General features: G+C 75.3%; 1 protein-coding gene. It reads left to right on the forward strand.

Going from position 1 to position 18864, the window contains the following annotated elements; all coding sequences use genetic code 11:
• Positions 1 to 55: 55 nt before the first annotated feature.
• Complete coding sequence (locus ACZ4NT_RS12630) at positions 56 to 18859, forward strand: non-ribosomal peptide synthetase (protein ID WP_467725121.1); 18804 nt, start codon at positions 56 to 58, stop codon at positions 18857 to 18859.
• Positions 18860 to 18864: the final 5 nt, after the last annotated feature.

The raw sequence follows: 18864 nt of genomic DNA on the forward strand, positions 1-18864 counted from the left end.
CCCGGCCGCCCGTGTCCGCGCGCACCGCTTCGTTCTTCGCCCAAAAGGACTCCCCATGACGGACCCGCACGACATGGCCATCCCCGCGCCCCGCTCACCGCAGGCCGACGACGCAGCCGCGCCCGGCGGCCTCGGTGCCCGCACTGCACCGCACCCCCCGCTGGGTGAGCTGTTCGCCGCGCAGGCCGTCCGCACCCCGTCGGCACCCGCGCTGACCGACGGCCTGCGGACCTGGTCCTACCGTGAACTGGCGGCACGGGCCGACCTGTTGGCCGCCGACCTCGTGCGGCAGGGCGCCGGGCCCGACCGGTCCGTCGCGCTGGTCCTGCCCCGCTCCATGGAACTGGTCGCGGCGGAACTCGCCGTGGCGCGGGCAGGTGCCGCCTTCCTGCCCGTCGACCCCGGGTACCCGGCCGAGCGGCGTGCCCTGATGCTGTCCGACGCCCGCCCCGCCGTGGTCCTCGACGACCTGGACCGGGTGCGCGAGGTGATGGCCGGGGACCCGGGCCAAGGGGCCGCTACCCGGCTCCCGGCGGTGGCGGCCGACCATGCCGCGTACGTCATCTACACCTCCGGATCCAGCGGGACCCCCAAGGGCGTCACGGTCACCCACCGCGGCATCGGCGGCTTCGCGCGGGCCGCCGCGCGGCGGTACGCCGTGGGTCCGGGCGACCGCGTCCTGCAGTTCTCCTCGCCCAGCTTCGACGCCTCCGTCCTGGAGCTGTTCATCTCCCTCCTGACGGGCGCCACCATGGTCGTCCCGCCCGACGGCCCCTGGCTGGGCGACGAACTCGCCGCCGTGCTCGACGAGTTCCGCATCACCCACGCCCTGATCCCGCCCGCCGCGCTCGCCACACTTCCCGACCCGGCGGTCCACGGCTGCGCACGCCGGCTGCGCACGCTGATCGTGGGAGCCGAGGCCTGTCCGGCGGCCCTCGTCGACCGCTGGGCCCCCGGCCGCCGCATGATCAACTCGTACGGGCCGACCGAGGCCACCATCGTCACGTCCTGGACCGGCGAGCTGGCCGCGGGCCGCGGCACCCCGACGATCGGCGCTCCCCTGCCCGGGCTGCGGGCCTACGTGCTGGACGAGGCGATGCGGCCCGTACCGCCCGGCACGGACGGCGAACTGTACGTCGGCGGCGACGGGCTGGCCCGCGGCTATCTCGGCCGTCCCGGCCTGACCGCGGCGCGCTTCGTCGCCGACCCCTTCGGGCCGCCCGGCGCCCGGCTGTACCGCACCGGCGACCGGACGCGCTGGACCGCGGACGGCGAGCTGGAGTTCCTCGGCCGGCTGGACCGGCAGGTGAAGGTGCGCGGCTTCCGGATCGAACCGGGGGAGATCGAGGCGGCCCTCGCGTGCCGGAACGGCGTCCGTGAGGCCGTCGTCGTCGTACGCGAGGACGAGCCGGGGCGGCAGCGGCTCGTCGGCTACGTCACGCCCACCGACCCGCAACAGGCCCCGGACCCGGGCGAGTTGCGCGCCGCGCTCACCGCCGTGCTGCCGGCGCACCTGGTCCCGTCGGCCGTCGTCGTCCTGGCCGAACTGCCCCTCACCCCGCAGCACAAGGTCGACCGGCGCGCCCTGCCCGCTCCCGGCCCGGCCCCCGTCGCGAGCCATGTCCCGCCGCGCACCGCCGAGGAGCGGGCACTGGCAGCGATCTGGGCGGACGTGCTGGGCGTGGACGCCGTCGGCGCCGACGACGACTTCTTCGACCTGGGCGGCGACTCGATCCTCGCCGCCCGCGTGCTGTCCCGGATCAGGGACCGACTGGGCGTACGGCTGTCGGTCCGTGACGTGTTCACCGCGCGGACGGTCGCCGCGCTGGCCCCGCTGCTCGGTGAACCGGCCACCACCGCCCCGCCGGAAGCGATCCCGCCCGCCCCGCGGGACCAGCCGCTCCCGCTGTCCAGCGCGCAGCGGCGGCTGTGGTTCCTCGACGACCTCACCGCGGGCGGTACCGAGTACAACACCGGAGTGGCGCTGCGCCTGCGCGGGCCGCTCGACGGCGGCGCGCTGCGGCGCGCCCTGGACCGGCTCGCCGCCCGCCACGACTCCCTGCGCACCACCTTCACCACCGTGGAGGGGCAGGCGGTGCAGAGAGTGCACGGCGAGGCGACGGTGCCGTTGCGCACCGCGGACCTCGGGGAACTCTCCGCCGACCGCCGTGCCGAGGCCACCGAACGCCTGCTCACCGAGGAACTGGGCCGCCCCCACGACCTGGCGCGGGGGCCGCTCACCCGGGCCCTGCTCGTCCGCCGCACCGATGACGACCACCTGCTCCTGCTGGCCCAGCACCACATCGTCACCGACGGCTGGTCGGTGGGCGTACTGACCCGCGACCTCGCGGCGCTCTACCGCGCCGAGGTGTCCGGAGCCCCCGACGGCCTGCCCGCGCCGGGCGTGCAGTACCCGGACTTCGCGGTGTGGGAGGCCGGGCTGCGGTCCGCCGGCGGTGACGCCGAGAGCCTCGCCTACTGGAAGCGCCACCTGACCGGGATGCAGCAGCTGGAACTGCCCACGGACCGGCCCCGGCCCGCCGTGCGCACCACCGCGGGAGCTGCGCACCGGCACGAGATCCCCGCCGGACTGGTGGCGAGGCTGCGGAACCTGGCGGGCGGCCGCGGCACCACCGTGTTCACCCTGTTCGCCGGTGCCGCGGCGGTGCTGTTCTCCCGGTACTCCGGGCAGCGGGACGTCGCCTTCGGCACCGTCACCAACGGTCGGGGGCGCCGGGACCTGGAGGACGTGACCGGCTTCTTCGCCAACACCGTGGTGCTGCGCGCCGAGGTCGACGACGACGTCACCGTCGACCGGTTCGTGGAGAGCATGCGGGCGACCGTGCTGGACGCCTTCGCGCACGACGGAGTGCCCTTCGACCGGGTCGTGGAGGAGCTGGCCCCGCCCAGGGACCCCAGCCGCACCCCGCTGGTGCAGGCGCTCGTGGTCCAGCAGACCGCCCCGGCCCACCCCGGCCGGGCCGGCGGCCTGCGGATCGAGGACCACCCGCTTCCCCGCCCGGCCGCCCGCTTCGACCTGGTCCTGGAATTCGCGCCGCGCCCGGACGGCGGATCGGAGCTGACGGTCGAGTACAACACGGACCTCTTCGAGGCACGCACCGTCGCCCGGATGAGCCGCCACCTTCACCGCCTGTTGGAGGGCATGGCGGACGGGCCGCACCGGACGCTCGCCGAACTGCCGCTGCTGTCGGACGAGGAGCGCCGCACGCTGCTCGACGCCTGGAACCCGCCGGCTCGCGACCGGCAGGACACCGGGGACAGCACCCTGGCGGCGCTCTTCGAGGCGCAGGCGGCCCGGACCCCGGACCGGACCGCCGTCGTCTGCGGCCCCGTCCGCCTGGACTACGCGGAGGTGAACCGGCGTGCCAACCGGCTCGCCCGCGTGCTGCTGGCCCGCGGCGCCGGCCCCGAGACGCTCGTGGCGCTGTGCCTGCCCCGCACCGCCGATCTGCTGCCGGTGCTGTGGGCGGTGCTGAAGTCCGGCGCGGGCTATCTGCCGGTGGACCCCGGATACCCGGCCGAGCGCATCCGCTTCATGCTCGACGACGCGGCTCCCGCGCTGGTCGTGGCCACCCGGGAGACGGCGGCCGTGCTGCCCGACGGGTGCGATGCGCTGACCCTGGAGAACTGCGGGACGGAGGCCGAGGGGGCCGACGCCGCCGGACGCGATGCGCTGGGTTCGAATGGCGGGGCCGGTGGGGCGGGCTCGGTCGGCGGGACCGATGCGGCCGACTCGGCGGATGTGAACGTCAGCGATGCCGAGCGCCCGCAGCCCCTGGACCCCGGTCACCCCGCGTACGTCATCTACACCTCGGGATCGACCGGCCGCCCCAAAGGGGTCGTGGTCGCCCAGCGCAGTGTGGCCGCGCTGGCCGCCTGGGCCCAGGAGGAGTTCGGCACCCGAGGGCTGGCGCACGTCGTGGCGTCCACCTCGCTCAACTTCGACGTGTCCGTCTTCGAGATGCTGTGCCCCCTGCTGGCCGGCGGCAGCGTCGAACTGGTCGCCGACCTGCCCGCCCTCGCCGACGCGCCGGGACCCAGGCGGGCCGGGCTGGTCAGCGGGGTGCCGTCGGTGGTCTCCCGGATGCTCACCGGGGACGCCACCGCCGTCGAGGCCGACACGGTCGTCCTGGCGGGCGAGGCACTGCCCGCGCAGACCGTGCGCGACCTGCGCCGCGCCATGCCCGGCGGCGAGGTGGCCAACATCTACGGGCCGACCGAGGCCACCGTCTACGCCACCGCCTGGTTCGCCGGCGACGCCGTCCCCGACCAGGCCCCGCCGATCGGCAGGCCGGTGGCCCGTACCCGGGCCTACGTCCTGGACCGCCTGCTGCGCCCGCAGCCCCCGGGGGTGACGGGAGAGCTCTACCTCGGAGGCGGCGGCCTGGCACGCGGTTACCTGCGCCGCCCCGGCCTGACCGCCGCCCGCTTCGTCGCCGATCCCCACGGCGCGCCCGGCGACCGGATGTACCGCACCGGGGACCTGGTGCGCTGGACCGCCGACGGCGAACTCGAATACCTCGGGCGGACCGACCAGCAGGTCAAGGTACGCGGATTCCGCATCGAACTCGGCGAGGTCGAGGAGGCACTGCGCGGCTGCGAGGGTGTGGCCGAGGCCGCCGCAGGCGTGCGGGAGAGCGAGGGCCACCGGCGCCTGGTGGGCTATGTCGTGCCCGCCACGGGAGCGCGCGTCGAGCCGGAGGCGGTACGGCGGACGCTCGCCGCCTCCCTGCCGGACTACATGGTGCCCGCCGCCGTGGTGGTGCTGGACTCCCTGCCGCTCAACCCCAACGGCAAACTGGACCGCGCCCGGCTGCCCGACCCCGGGCCCGCGCCGCACACCACGCGTCACGTCGCGCCCCGCACGCCCACCGAGCGGACCCTCGCCACCATCTGGGCGGACGTCCTGCACGTGGAGCGGGTCGGGGCGGACGACAACTTCTTCGCCCTCGGCGGCGACTCCATCCTCAGCATCCAGGTGGTGGCGCAGGCCCGGCGGGCCGGCCTGACGGTGACGTCCCGCGACGTCTACCGCCATCAGACGGTCGCCGCGCTCGCCCGCTGCGCCGACGCGGCCGGGAGCCGCCGGCCGGCCGCACCCGCCCCGGTCGCGGCCACCGGCACGGTGCCACTGACGCCCATTCAGCACTGGCTCTTCGAGAGCGCGGCCGAACGGGCGGGCCACTTCGCCCAGACGCTGTCGGTACGACTGCCCGACGCCGTCGACGAGACGGCGCTCGAAGACGCCCTGAACGACCTGGTCACGCATCACGACGCGCTGCGCTCCCGCTTCCTCACCGCGGACGGCGACACCGGAGTCCGCTGGCACATCGACGACCGGGCACCCCGGCTGGAACTGGCGCACCACACCGGCCCCGACACCGACGCCCCGCACACCGGCCCCTTCGACCTGTCCCGGGGCCCCCTGCTGCGCGCCGTGCTGCACGACCGGGGGGCGGGCCGGCCCCCGGTCCTGCACCTGGCCGTCCACCACCTGGTCGTCGACGGAATCTCCTGGCGCGTCCTGCTGGAGGACCTCGACCGGGCCTACCGCGCCCGCCGCGAGGGCCGTGACGGGACGGCCGCGCTGCCGTCGAAGTCCTCGGCCCTGCGGCACTGGGCGCGCCGGCTGACCGACCTCGCCGCCGACGGCGGCTTCGCGGACGAGACCGCGTACTGGGCACGGCAGGGGACGGACGCGGACACCGCGACGGCCGACCCGGAGGGGGCCGGCAGCCGTACCACGGCCCTGCCGGCGGACGAGGGCGCCGGCACCTACGCGACGGCACGCTCGGTGACCGTCCGCCTGGGCGCCGAGGACACGGCCGCCCTGCTGCGCACCCTCCCCGAGACCTACCGCACCCAGGCCAACGACGTCCTGCTGAGCGCCCTGGGCCGGGCGCTGTGCGGGTGGACCGGGCACGACCGCGTCGTGGTCGACGTCGAAGGGCACGGCCGGGAGGAACTGTTCGACGACGTCGACACCAGCCGCACCGTCGGCTGGTTCACGACCCGCCATCCCGTGGCGCTGACCGTGCCGCCGGACGCGGACTGGGACACCGTCCTCAAGCGGGTCAAGGAGGACCTCCGTGCGGTGCCCCGGCACGGACTGGGGCACGGCGTCCTGCGGCACCTGGTCCGCCCCGGGGAGCCGCTCCCGGCGCCGACCGCACAGGTGAGCTTCAACTACCTGGGCCGGTTCGGACTGCCGGACGGCGGGCCCGACAGCCTCTTCGCCGCCCCGTTCCGCCCGCTCGAACTGGACGCCCACCCGCTGGCTCGGCGCCCGCACGCCCTGGAGGTCGTGGGCCGACTGGACGGCGACGCACTGGAGTTCACCTGGTTCTACTCCGCCGAGCGGCACCGGGAGGACACCGTGGCGGAGCTCGCCGGACGCTTCGCCGACGAGCTGGCCGGTCTGGCCCGGCACGCCGCCCGGCCCGGCACCGCCGGGCGCACCCCCTCGGACTTCCCGCTGGCGCGACTGGACCAGCGGGCCGTGGACCGGATCGTGGGGGACGACCCCGGCGCGGTGGAGGACGTCCACGCCCTCACACCGACCCAGGCCGGCATGCTGTTCCACGGACTCGCCCAGGACGAGCGCAGCGCGTACTTCCAGCAGCTCACCTTCGTGCTGGACGGGATACCCGACCCCGCCGCACTGGCCGCGGCCTGGCAGCGGGTCGCGGACCGCACCCCCGTCCTGCGCGGCCGAGTCGTCTGGCAGGACATGCCGGAACCGCTGCTCGTCGTCCAGCGCCACGCCGCCGTGCCGGTCGTGCACGCCGACTGGCGCGCGCTGTCCGAGCCTGAACGTGACGAGCGGCTGCGGGAGTTGCTGGACGACGACCGCGCCACCGGCATCGATCTGGGCCGGGCTCCGCTGCAGCGCCTGGTGCTCGCCCGGGTGTCCGACGACAGCGTGCGGGTGGTGTGGTCCTTCCACCACCTGATCCTCGACGGCTGGAGCCTGTTCCAGGTCCTGTCGGACGTCTTCGCCTGCCATTCCCCGACCACTGGCACCCCCGAGGGGTCCGGTCCGGCGGCCGACGACGTCCTGCCCGACCGGCGCCCGTTCCGCGACTACGTGGCCTGGCTGCGCGACCGCGACCGGGCGGCGGCCGAACGGCACTGGCAGGAGCGCCTGTCGGGGCTGGCGGAGAACACCGCGCTGCCCTACGACCGCGAGCCGCGCGAAAGCCACCGGGCCGAGTCCACGGAGGCGGTCCGTGCCACGGTCCCGGCCACGACGAGCCGGGCCCTCGTGGAGCTGGCCAGGACGGCGGGACTGACCCTCAACACTCTCGTCCAGGGCGCCTGGGCACTCCTGTTGAGCCGTCAGGCGGGCCGCCGGGACGTGCTGTTCGGCACCACGGTCTCGGGACGTCCCCCCGAGCTGGCCGGCGCCGAATCCATGACCGGCCTGTTCATCACGACGCTGCCCACCCGTGTCACGGTGCCGCACGACGAGCCCCTCCTCGCCTGGCTGAACCGTCTGCAGCAGGACCAGAGCGAGGACCGGCGCTTCGGACACACACCACTCGCCCGCATGAAGGCGTTCACCGAACTGCCGGACCGCGTCGGCCTGTTCGACAGCATCGTCGTCTTCGAGAACTATCCCGTCGACGACAGCCTCGCCGCCGCGCACGGACTGCGCCTGAGCGACCTCGACGGCATCGAGACCACCAACTACCCGCTGAGCCTCGTCGCCTACCCCGGCCCGGAACTCGGACTGCGCCTCGGCTACGACCCGGAGCTGTTCGACGCCGGCACCGTCGCGCGCATGGCCGAGTACCTCACCGTCCTGCTGGAGGGTATCGCCGCGGCACCCCAACTCCCGCCTGCTCGTCTGCCGTTGCTGACCCCCGCCCGCCGCCACCAGGTCGTCCGCGAGTGGAACGCCACGGACACCGGCGAACCGGACGCGGACACCACCGTCGCCGAACTGTTCGCCGCGCAGGTGCGCCGCACACCGGACGCCGTCGCCCTGGAGGCAGGCGCCGAGCACGTCACGTACCGGGAGCTCGACTCCCGGGCCGGGGCCCTGGCGGCCCGGCTGACCGCGCTCGGCGTCCGGCCCGAGGTCCCGGTGGGCGTGCTCATGGACCGTTCGGCCACCCTGGTCGTCGCCCAGCTGGCGCTCGCCCGGCTCGGCGGTGTCTACGTCCCGCTGGACGTCCGGACACCGGCCGAGCGCCGGCGGCGGATGCTCACGGAGGCGGGCGCCCACCTGCTGCTCACGGACGCGGTCCACGAGGAGGCGGCCCGGACGGTGCACCCCGCGGGTGAGGTCGTACGGCTGGACGCGGACACCGGCCCCGACGCCGACGCATCCGGTACGGAGCGTCCGTACGGCGCCCCGGTGCACCCGGACAACGTCCAGTACCTCATGTTCACCTCCGGCTCCACCGGCGTCCCCAAGGGCGTCGCCGTGCGTCAGCGGGACGTCGCCGCGCTGGCGCTGGACCGGGCCTTCGCCGGCCACGACCGCGTACTCGTCCACTCCCCGCACGCCTTCGACGCCTCCACCTACGAGCTGTGGGTACCGCTGCTGCGCGGCGGAACGGCCGTCCTGGCACCGCCGACGGACCTGGACGCCGGCGTCGTCCGCCGGGCGATCGACGAACAGGGCGTGCGCTGCCTCTGGCTCACCGCCGGACTGTTCCGCCTGCTCGCCCAGGAGGACCCCGCGTGTCTGCGCGGCGCCCGGGAGGTGTGGACCGGAGGCGAGGCCGTGCCGGGCGCCGTGGTGCGGCGCGTCCTGGACGCCTGCCCGGGCCTGACCGTCGTCGACGGCTACGGCCCGACCGAGACCACCACCTTCGCCACCCGGCGCGTCTTCCGCTCCGGCGATCCGCTGCCTCCCGTGCTGCCCATCGGACGCCCGCTGGACAACACCCGGGTGTACGTCCTGGACGACGCTCTCCAGCCGCAACCACCGGGCATACCGGGCGAGTTGTACGTGGCCGGTGCCGGCCTGGCCCGGGGTTACGCCCGGCGCCCGGGGGCGACCGCCGCGCGCTACCTCGCCGACCCCTTCGGCCCCGCAGGCGGCCGCATGTACCGTACCGGCGACATCGTGCGCTGGAGCGCGGACGGCGAACTCCACTTCGTGGGACGCGCGGACGACCAGATCAAGATCCGCGGCTTCCGGGTGGAACCCGCCGAGATCGAGGCCCGGCTGACCGCCCACCCGGCGATCGCGGAGGCGGTCGTCTCGGTGTACGAGGACGCCGGCCGCAAGCGGCTGGCCGCCCACCTCGTCCCCGCCCCGGCCACGGCCGTACCGCCCGCCACCGAGCTGCGCGCCCACCTGTCGGCCGGTCTGCCCGACTACATGCTGCCGGCCGCGTTCGTCACGGTGGCCGAGCTGCCCGTGACGGCCAACGGCAAGGTGGACCGGCGGCGCCTGCCCGCCCCCGACTGGTCGGCGGCCGGCGACACCGCGTACCGCACACCGCGCCCCGGCACCGAACAGGCCCTCGCCGCGATCTGGGCGGAGCTGCTCGGCGTCGAACGCGTCGGCGCCGACGACAACTTCTTCATGCTGGGCGGGGACTCGATCCTCAGCATCCAGGTCGTCTCGCGGGCCCGTGCCGCAGGACTCGCGCTGACGCCCCGGGACCTGTTCCGGCATCCCACGGTGGCCACCCTGGCCGCCGCCACCGGAACCGCCGCCCCCGTCGCGGGCACGGCGCCGGTGAGCGGCGAGGTCGCCCTCACACCCATCCAGCACTGGTTCCTCGACGCCGCGCCCCGACGCCCGGAGTTCTTCAACCAGTCCGTCTCGGTGCGGACGGCCGACGTCGACCCGGACGCCCTGCGCCGTGCCCTGGCGGCCCTGTGGGCCCACCACGACGCCCTGCGCTCCCGCTTCACTCCCCGGGACGACGGCTCCTGGCACCAGGACTGCGCCTCCCCGGACGCGGCGGCACCGGAGCTGCTGCGGGTCTGCGACCTGGGCGGTGCGGACACCGCCGAGGCCGAGGAGACCGAGGCCCGTGTCACGGCCGAGGCGCACGCCTCCTTCCGCCTCGACACCGGTCCGCTGCTCGCCGCCCGGCTCTTCACCGGGGTCCCCGCCGCACGCCCCGGGACCGATCCGGCGACCCGCTCCGACCGGCTCCTGCTGACCGTGCACCACCTGGTCGTCGACGGCGTCTCCTGGCGCGTCCTCCTGGAGGACCTGGAGACCGCCTACCGGCAGGCCCTCGCCGGGGAGCCGGTACGACTGCCGGACCGCACCACGTCCGTCCGGGAATGGGCGCGCCGGCTGCGCACGCACACCGACGAGGGCGGCTTCGCCGCGCAGCGTGCCCACTGGGAGGCGGTGGCGCGGCACTGCGCGGCACCGCTCCCCGTGGACGGCGACGGCGGCAACACGACGGCCGAGGTGCGCGCGGTGACCGTCCGCCTCGACCGGCAGCGCACCGGCGACCTGCTGCGGAAGGTGCCGGGCGTCTACCGCACGCGCATCGACGACGTCCTGCTGACCGCCCTGGCCGGTTTGCTCGCCGACTGGACGGGCCGGCGCACCGTCGCCGTCGATCTCGAAGGACACGGCCGCGAGGACCAGCTCTTCGACGACGTCGACCTGTCCCGTACCGTCGGCTGGTTCACCACCCTGTTCCCGGTCGCCCTCGACGTGCCGGACGGGGACTGGGGCAGCGCCCTGAAGTCCGTCAAGGAGCAGGTGCGGGCGGTGCCGGAACGGGGCCTCGGCCATGGCGCGCTGCGGTACCTGGCGCGATACGAGGGTCTCCGGGACGCGCCCATGCCCGGCGTGAGCTTCAACTACCTGGGCCGGTTCGACTGGTCCGCCCGCGACGGCGTGCTCGTCCGCTCGGTGCCCGAGGGCCTGGACGGCGCGGAGGCCCCCGAGTCCGTGCGCCCGCACCTGCTCGACGTGGTGGCCCGGGTGGCGGACGACGAACTGGAGCTCACCTGGCACTACAGCGCGGGCCTGCACCGCGAGGAGACGGTCACCGGGCTGGCGGAGCGGATGCGGCAGGCGCTGGAGGACCTGGTCGCCCACTGCGCACGACCGGAGGCGGGCGGGCGCACGCCGTCGGACTTCCCGCTGGCCCGTCTCGACCAGGCGGCGGTGGACCGGGTCGTGGGCGACGGGCGCGAGGTCGCCGATCTGTACCCGCTGACGCCGATGCAGGCCGGCATGCTGTTCCACAGCCTGCTGGACACGGACGCCCGCACCTATGTCAACCAGGTGCAGCTGGTGCTGTCCGGCGTCTCCGATCCGCACGCGTTCGCCGCGGCGTGGCAGGGGACCGCGGACGCCAACCCGATGCTGCGCACCCGGCTGGTGTGGCAGGAGACGCCCGAGCCCCTCCAGCTCGTGCAGCACCGGGCCGAGGTGCCGATCACCCACCACGACTGGTCGGAATGGCCCGCCGAGCGGTGCGAGCGGGAACTCGACCGCATGCTCGCCGAGGACCGCCGGGCCGGTGTGGACCTGGCCGCGGCGCCGCTGATGCGGCTGGCGCTGATCCGGCTGTCGTCCGACCGGGTGCGGATGGTGTGGACCTTCCACCACGTGCTGCTCGACGGCTGGAGCGCCGCCCAGGTGTTCGACGAGGTGTGTGAGCGGTACGCGGCGCTGACGGCCGGGCGCCGGCCGCAGCTCCCCGACCGCGCGCCCTTCGGCGACTACCTGGGCTGGCTGGCCCGGCAGGACACCGAGGCCGCGGAACGGTACTGGCGCGAGGCACTGGCCGGCTTCTCCGTCCCCACCGAACTGCCGCGCGACCGGCGGCCGGCCGAGACCCACGGCGCCTCCTCGTCGGGCTCGGTGCGGGTGACGCTCGACGCGGGCGTGTCGGCGGAGCTGCGCGAGACCGCGCAGCGGGCGGGGCTCACGGTCAACACGATGCTCCAGGGAGCCTGGGCGCTGCTGCTGTCCCGCTACGGCGGCGGGGACGACGTGGTGTTCGGGACGACGGTGTCCGGCCGCCCCGCCGAGCTGCCCGGTGTGACCTCCATGGTCGGGGTGTTCATCAACACGCTGCCCACCCGCGCGCGCATCGACGGAGGCAGGCCTCTGGTGGAGTGGCTGTGCGAGCTCCAGGCCGCGCAGTCGGAGGCCCGGCGCCACGAGTTCGTCTCCCTCGCCCAACTGCAGAGCTGGAGCGAGGTCCCCGGCGGCACCACGCTGTTCGACAGCATCGTCGTCTTCGAGAACTACCCCTTCGACGGCGACGCCCTGTCCCGGCACGGACTGGCCATGGAGCAGGAACGCGACCTGGAGCCGACCAACTACCCCCTCAGTGTGGTGGTCGCCCCCGGAGACACGCTCGCGGTCGCCCTGGACTACGACCCGCAGGCCTTCGACCGCACGACGGTCGAGGGGCTCGGAGGGAGCCTGCGCACACTCCTGACCGAGATGGCCGCCGACCCCGGCCGGCGCCTGGCCGACCTGCCGCTGGTCGCCCCCGAGCAGGGCCGCCGCCTCCTCGACCGGCTGGGCGGACCGGTCGCGCGGACGCCGCGGCGGACCCTGCCCGAGGTGTTCCAGGAGCAGGCCGCACGCACCCCGGACGCACCGGCGGTGCTGGCGGGCGCGGAGTGCCTCAGCTACCGGCAGCTCAACGAGCGGGCCAACCGGCTGGCCAGGCTGCTCGTCGACGCGGGCGCCGGCCCGGAGCGGTTCGTCGCCCTGGCCCTGCCCCGCGGCGCCGACCTGGTCGTCGCCCTCCTGGCGGTGCTCAAGAGCGGCGCCGCCTACCTCCCCGTCGATCCCGGCCACCCCGCCGAGCGCATCGCCTTCCTCTTCGACGACGTGCGCCCCGACGCGGTGGTGACGAGCGCCGAGACCTCCGGCCGGCTCCCGGACGGGCCCTTCGCGCGGATCGCCCTGGACGATCCCGACTGCGCCGCCCGCCTGGCCGCCGGATCCGGCGCCGACCTCGGCGACGCCGAACGGCGCGGCACCCTGCTGCCGGGCCACCCCGCCTACGTCATCCACACCTCCGGCTCGACGGGCCGCCCCAAGGGAGTCGTGGTCGCCCACGCCTCGGTGGTGGCGCTGACCGACTGGGCCGCCGCCGAGTTCGCCGGCCGGGGGCTCGCCCACGTGGTGGCCTCCACCTCGCTCAACTTCGACGTGTCGGTGTTCGAGATCTTCTCCCCGCTGCTCGCCGGAGGCTGCGTCGAGATCGTCCGCGACCTGCTGGCCCTCGCCGAGCGCGACCGGCCGTGGACCGCGGGCCTCCTCAGCGCCGTGCCCTCCGCGCTCGGCCGGCTGCTGGCCGAGGACACCGTCGACGTCACCGCGGACACCGTCGTCCTCGCCGGAGAGGCACTGCCCGTCCGCACCGTGCAGCAGGTCCGGGCCGCGGTCCCCGGCTGCCGGGTGATGAACATCTACGGGCCCACCGAGGCCACCGTGTACGCTACGGCCTTCACCTGCGACCCGGCGGAACCCGACCGGGTCCCGGCGATCGGCCGGCCCGTCGGCGGCGCCCGCGCCTACGTCCTGGACGGCCGCCTTCGCCCGGTGCCCTCCGGGGCTCCTGGCGAGCTGTACCTCGCCGGGACGGGCGTGGCCCGCGGCTACCTGGGCCGGCCCGGCCTGACCGCCTCCCGCTTCCTGGCCGACCCCTACGGACCGCCCGGCAGCCGCATGTACCGCACCGGCGACCTGGTGCGGTGGACCGCGCAGGGCGACCTGCTGTACCTCGGCCGGACGGACGACCAGGTGAAGGTCCGGGGATTCCGCATCGAACTGGGCGAGGTCGAGGCCGCCCTGGCCCAGCACCCGCTGGTGGCCGCGGCCGCCGCGCGGGTGGTGGAACACGACGGCCACCGGCGGCTGGTGGGCTACGCCGTCCCCGCGGGCGCCGACGCACCCGACCCCGCCGCGCTGCGCGACTTCCTCGCCCGCTCGCTCCCCGGCCATCTGGTACCGGCGGCCGTGGTGCCGCTGGAGCGGCTGCCGCTCGGCGCCACCGGCAAGCTGGACCGCAGGGCGCTGCCCGCCCCCGTGTGGGCCGCCCCCGCGTCCGAGGACGGCCGCCCGCCGCGCACCGGCACCGAGCGGACACTCGCCGCGATCTGGTCCGAGGTGCTCGGCGTGCCGCAAGTGGGGGCGCAGGACAACTACTTCGCACTGGGCGGTGACTCGATCCTCGGCATCCAGATCGTCTCCGCCGCCCGCCGGGCCGGCCTCGCCCTGACCCCGCGGCACCTGTTCCAGCACCAGACCGTGGCCGAACTGGCCGTCGCCGCCGAGGAACTGCCCGCCCCGGTGTCGTCGGCCGAACAGGGCCCCGTCGTCGGCGAGGTGCCGCTCACGCCGGTCCAGCACTGGCTGCTCGACACCCTCACCGGCGACCCGGCGCACTTCACGCAGTCGGTCGCCTTCCGGATCGCCGACGACACCGACGAGACGGCGCTGCGCGCCGCCCTCACCGCCGTCCTCGCCCACCACGACGCGCTGCGCCTGCGGTTCGAGCGGACCGGCGACGGACGCCACCGCCAGTACGGCACCGCACCCGGCGCGGCAGCGCACCTGGAGGTGCACGAACTCCCCGAGGGCACCGACACCGACGCCGCACTGCGCGAGCGCGCCGCCCTGCTCGGCACCGGCTTCGACCTGACCTCCGGCCCGCTGTTCAGGGGCGCCCTGTGCCGCCCCGGCGACGGCCGGCGTCCGGTGCTGCTGCTGAGCGCCCACCACCTGGTGGTCGACGCGGTCTCGTGGCGGGTCATCCTGGAGGACCTCGAAGCCGCGTACCGGTCACTGCGCGCCGGGCGGCGTCCGGACCTCGGACCGAAGACCACCTCCTACCGCTCGTGGTCCGAGCGGCTCGCCGCGCACACCGCGGCCGGCGGCTTCGACGACGAACTCGCCCACTGGCGGGCCCTGGACACCCGGGGCGCCCTTCCGGCCGACCTCTCCGGAGCGAACACGGTCGGCTGCGAGGAGACGCTGACGGTCGCGCTGGACGGCGAGGAGACCCGGCGCCTTCTGCAGGACGTACCGGACGTGTACCGCACCCGCGTCGACGACGTGCTGCTGTGCGCCCTCGGCCGGGTCCTGACCCGCTGGACCGGACGGGACCGGGTGGCGGTGACGCTGGAGGGCCACGGCCGTGAGGAGTTGTTCGACGACGTCGATCTCGCCCGTACCGTCGGCTGGTTCACCACCGTGTTCCCCGTCGCCCTCGACGTGCCCCGGGACGCGGACACCGGGACCGCCCTCAAGTCGGTCAAGGAGGGCCTGCGGGCCGTACCCCGGCGCGGACTGGGCTACGGCGCCCTGCGACACCTGCACCCCACCGCGGGTGAACAGCTCCCACCGCTGCCGCAGGTCGGCTTCAACTACCTCGGGCAGCAGGACTGGAACGCGTCCCCGGACGGTCTCCTGCGGGCACCCTGGGGCGGACTCGCGGGCGGCATGGACCCGTCCGCGGAACGGCCCCACCTCCTCGACGTGATGGGTCGAGTCGTCGACAAACGACTGGAGTTCACCTGGGCCTACTCGCGTGGGATCCACCGCCGCGACACCGTCGAGCGGCTGGCCGCCGAACTGACCGGCGAACTGCGCGCCATCGTGCGGCACTGCGCCCGGCCCGATGCGGGGGGCCGCACCCCCGCCGACTTCCCGCTGGCTCCGCTGGACCAGGCGGCCGTCGACCGGCTGGTCGGCACCGGCCGCGGGATCGAGGACGCCTACCCCCTCACCCACACCCAGACCGGCATGGTCGTGCACGCGATGGACGAACCGGGGGAGGGGCTGTACGTCGAGCAGATCACCTTCGTGCTCGACGGCGTGCGCGACACCGGCGCACTGGCGGCCGCCTGGCAGCACGTCGTCGACCGCACCCCCGTGCTGCGCAGCGCGGTCGTTCTCGACGCCGCCGTGCCGCTCCAGACGGTCCACCGCGACGCCCCGCTGCCCGTCACCGAGCACGACTGGAGCACCCTGCCGTCCGAGCGGCGGACGGCGGAGCTGGAGCGGCTGCTGGCCGAGGACAAGGCGCGCGGCATCGCCCTGGACCGGGCGCCGCTGCTGCGCGTCGCCCTGATCCGGCTCGGCCCGGACGAGGTGCGCGTGGTGTGGACGTTCCACCACGTGCTGCTGGACGGCTGGAGCGTCTTCCACGTGCTGTCCGATGTCGTGGCGTGCCATGCCGCGCTCGCCCGGGGCGACGAACCGCGCCTGCCGCAGCGGCGGCCGTTCGCCGACTACGCCGCCTGGCTCGCCGCCCGGGACGCGACCGGGGCCGAGAACCACTGGCGGAAGGCCCTCGCGGATCTCACCGCCCCCACACCCCTGCCCTACGACCACCGGCCCGCACCCGGCTCCCCGGCCCGCTCCGGCACCTGGCTGTCCCAGGGCCTCGAACCGGCCGACACCCGGCGGCTGCAGGATTTCGCCCGCCGTCACCGCCTCACCCTCAACACCCTGGTGCAGGGCGCCTGGGCGCTGCTGCTCGCGCGATGGAGCGGTGAACGGGAGGTGTGCTTCGGCACCACCGTCTCCGGACGGCCCGCCGACCTGCCGGGCGCCGACACCATCACCGGCCTCTTCATCACCACCCTGCCCGCACGCGTCACCGTGGACGAGGACGCGCCCTGCGACGCCTGGCTGCGCGAGATGCAGACGGCCCGCGCCGAGGACCGCCGCTTCGACCACACCCCGCTGACGGACCTGCATGAGTTCAGCGGAGTGCCTGCGGGAACGCCGCTCTTCGACAGCCTGCTGGTCTTCGAGAACTATCCCGTGGGCGACGCGACGGCGGGCGCCCACGGCGTGCGGGTGCGGGACCTGGACGCGCGGGAGGCCACCAACTACCCGCTCACCGTGGTCATTTCCCCCGGCGACCGACTGGGCGTCGAACTCGGCTACGACCCCAGGTACTTCGAGGAGGCCACGGCGCGGTCGCTGGCCGCCCGGCTGCTGCACACCCTCCGTGCCCTGGCCGCCTCCGCGGACGGTGCCCGCCTCGACGCGCTGGACGTGCTGCCGCCCGAGGAACGGGCCCGACTGCTCGATCCGCCCGCACGTCCCGAGTCGCCACCGGCGGCCCCGGTGACCCTGCCCGATCTGATCGAGGCCGGGGTGGACCGGTCACCGACGGCACCGGCGCTCGACGCACCCGGACTGCGGCTGTCCTTCGCCGAGGTGGAGGACCTGGCGAACCGACTGGCGCACCGCCTCATCGGCCGCGGCGCCGGCCCGGGTGACCTCGTCGCCCTGGTGCTGCCGCGCTCCGCGGAGATGGTCCTCGCCCAACTCGCGGTCGCCAAGACCGGCGCGGCGTTCCTGCCCGTCGACCCGGGCTACCCCGCCGAACGGGTCGCGCTGATGCTGCGCGACGCAGAGCCCGCCCTCACCCTCGACGCGGCGGAGGTCACCGGGCTGCTCCGGGCCGCGCCGGACGGAAGCCCGGAGCACCGGCCCACCGACGCCGACCGCGCCCGCCCGCTCGACCTGGACGACGCGGCCTACGTCATCTACACATCGGGCTCCACCGGCACGCCCAAGGGCGTCGTCGTCACCCACCGGGGTCTGGCCGCCTTCGCCGCCGCCGAGGCCGAGCACTACCAGACAGGCCCCGGGGACCGCGTCCTGGCGTTCGCCACACCCAGCTTCGACGCCTCCGTCCTGGAGCTGTGCATGTCGCTGCCGAACGGCGCCTGCCTCGTCGTACCTCCGCCGGGACCGCTGCTCGGTGCGGAGCTCGCGGACGTGCTGCGCGGCGCCCGGATCACCCACACACTGCTGCCGCCGGCCGCGCTGGCCACCCTCCCGCCGGACACCCCGGGCACCCTGCCGGACCTGCGGACCCTCACGGTCGGCGCCGACACCTGCGGCGCGGAGCTGGTCGCCCGCTGGGCACCGCACCACCGGATGATCAACTCCTACGGGCCCACCGAGGCCACGGTCGTCGCCACCTGGTCGGCGCCGCTGGAACCGGACGGCACCGCGCCCCCCATCGGACGCTCCCTGCCGGCGACGCGCGCCCACGTCCTGGACGCGCGGCTGCGTCCGGTCCCGCACGGTGTCGCGGGTGAACTCTGGTTGAGCGGCCCGGCGTTGGCCCGCGGGTACCTGAACCGTCCCGGTGCGACCGCGGCCCGCTTCACGGCGGACCCGTTCGGCCCGCCCGGCGCCCGCATGTACCGCACGGGGGACCTGGTGCGGCGTGACGCCCGCGGCGAGCTGCACTACCTGGGCCGCACCGACCACCAGCTCAAGCTCCGCGGGCACCGTATCGAGGCGGGCGAGGTCGAACAGGCCCTGGTGCGGCACCCGGCCGTGCTGGACGCCGTGGTGACCGTGCGGGAGGACGAGCCGGGGCTGCCGCGCCTGGTGGCCCACCTGCTCGCCGCACCCGGCGGCGAGCCGCCCACGGCCGCCGAGCCGCCCACGGCCGCCGAGCTGAGGGCCTCGGCCGCCCGCACCCTGCCCGGGCACATGATCCCCGCGGCGTTCGTGGTGATGGAGCGCTTCCCGCTCACCGAGAACGGCAAGACCGACCGGGCCGCCCTGCCCGCGCCCGCACCGGACGCGCGGGAGGCACCGGGGCACGTCGCCCCCCGCACCCCCACAGAGGAGGCGCTGGCCGCCATCTGGGAAGAGGCCCTGCACACCGCGGTGGGCGCGGAGGACGACTACTTCTCCCTGGGCGGCGACTCCCTGCGCGCCCTGCTCATCTCCTCGCGCGCCAACGACGCCTTCGGGGTGACCCTCACCCCCCGCGACGTGCTGGTCACCCGCACCGTCGCCGCGCTGGCCGACCTGGTCGAGGAACAGGTGCTGAGCGAACTCGAGGACGCCGTGCGCGGCGACAGCGACCACGACGAAGAACGGTGAGGACC

Source organism: Streptomyces sp. NPDC026417 (genome assembly GCF_055567695.1).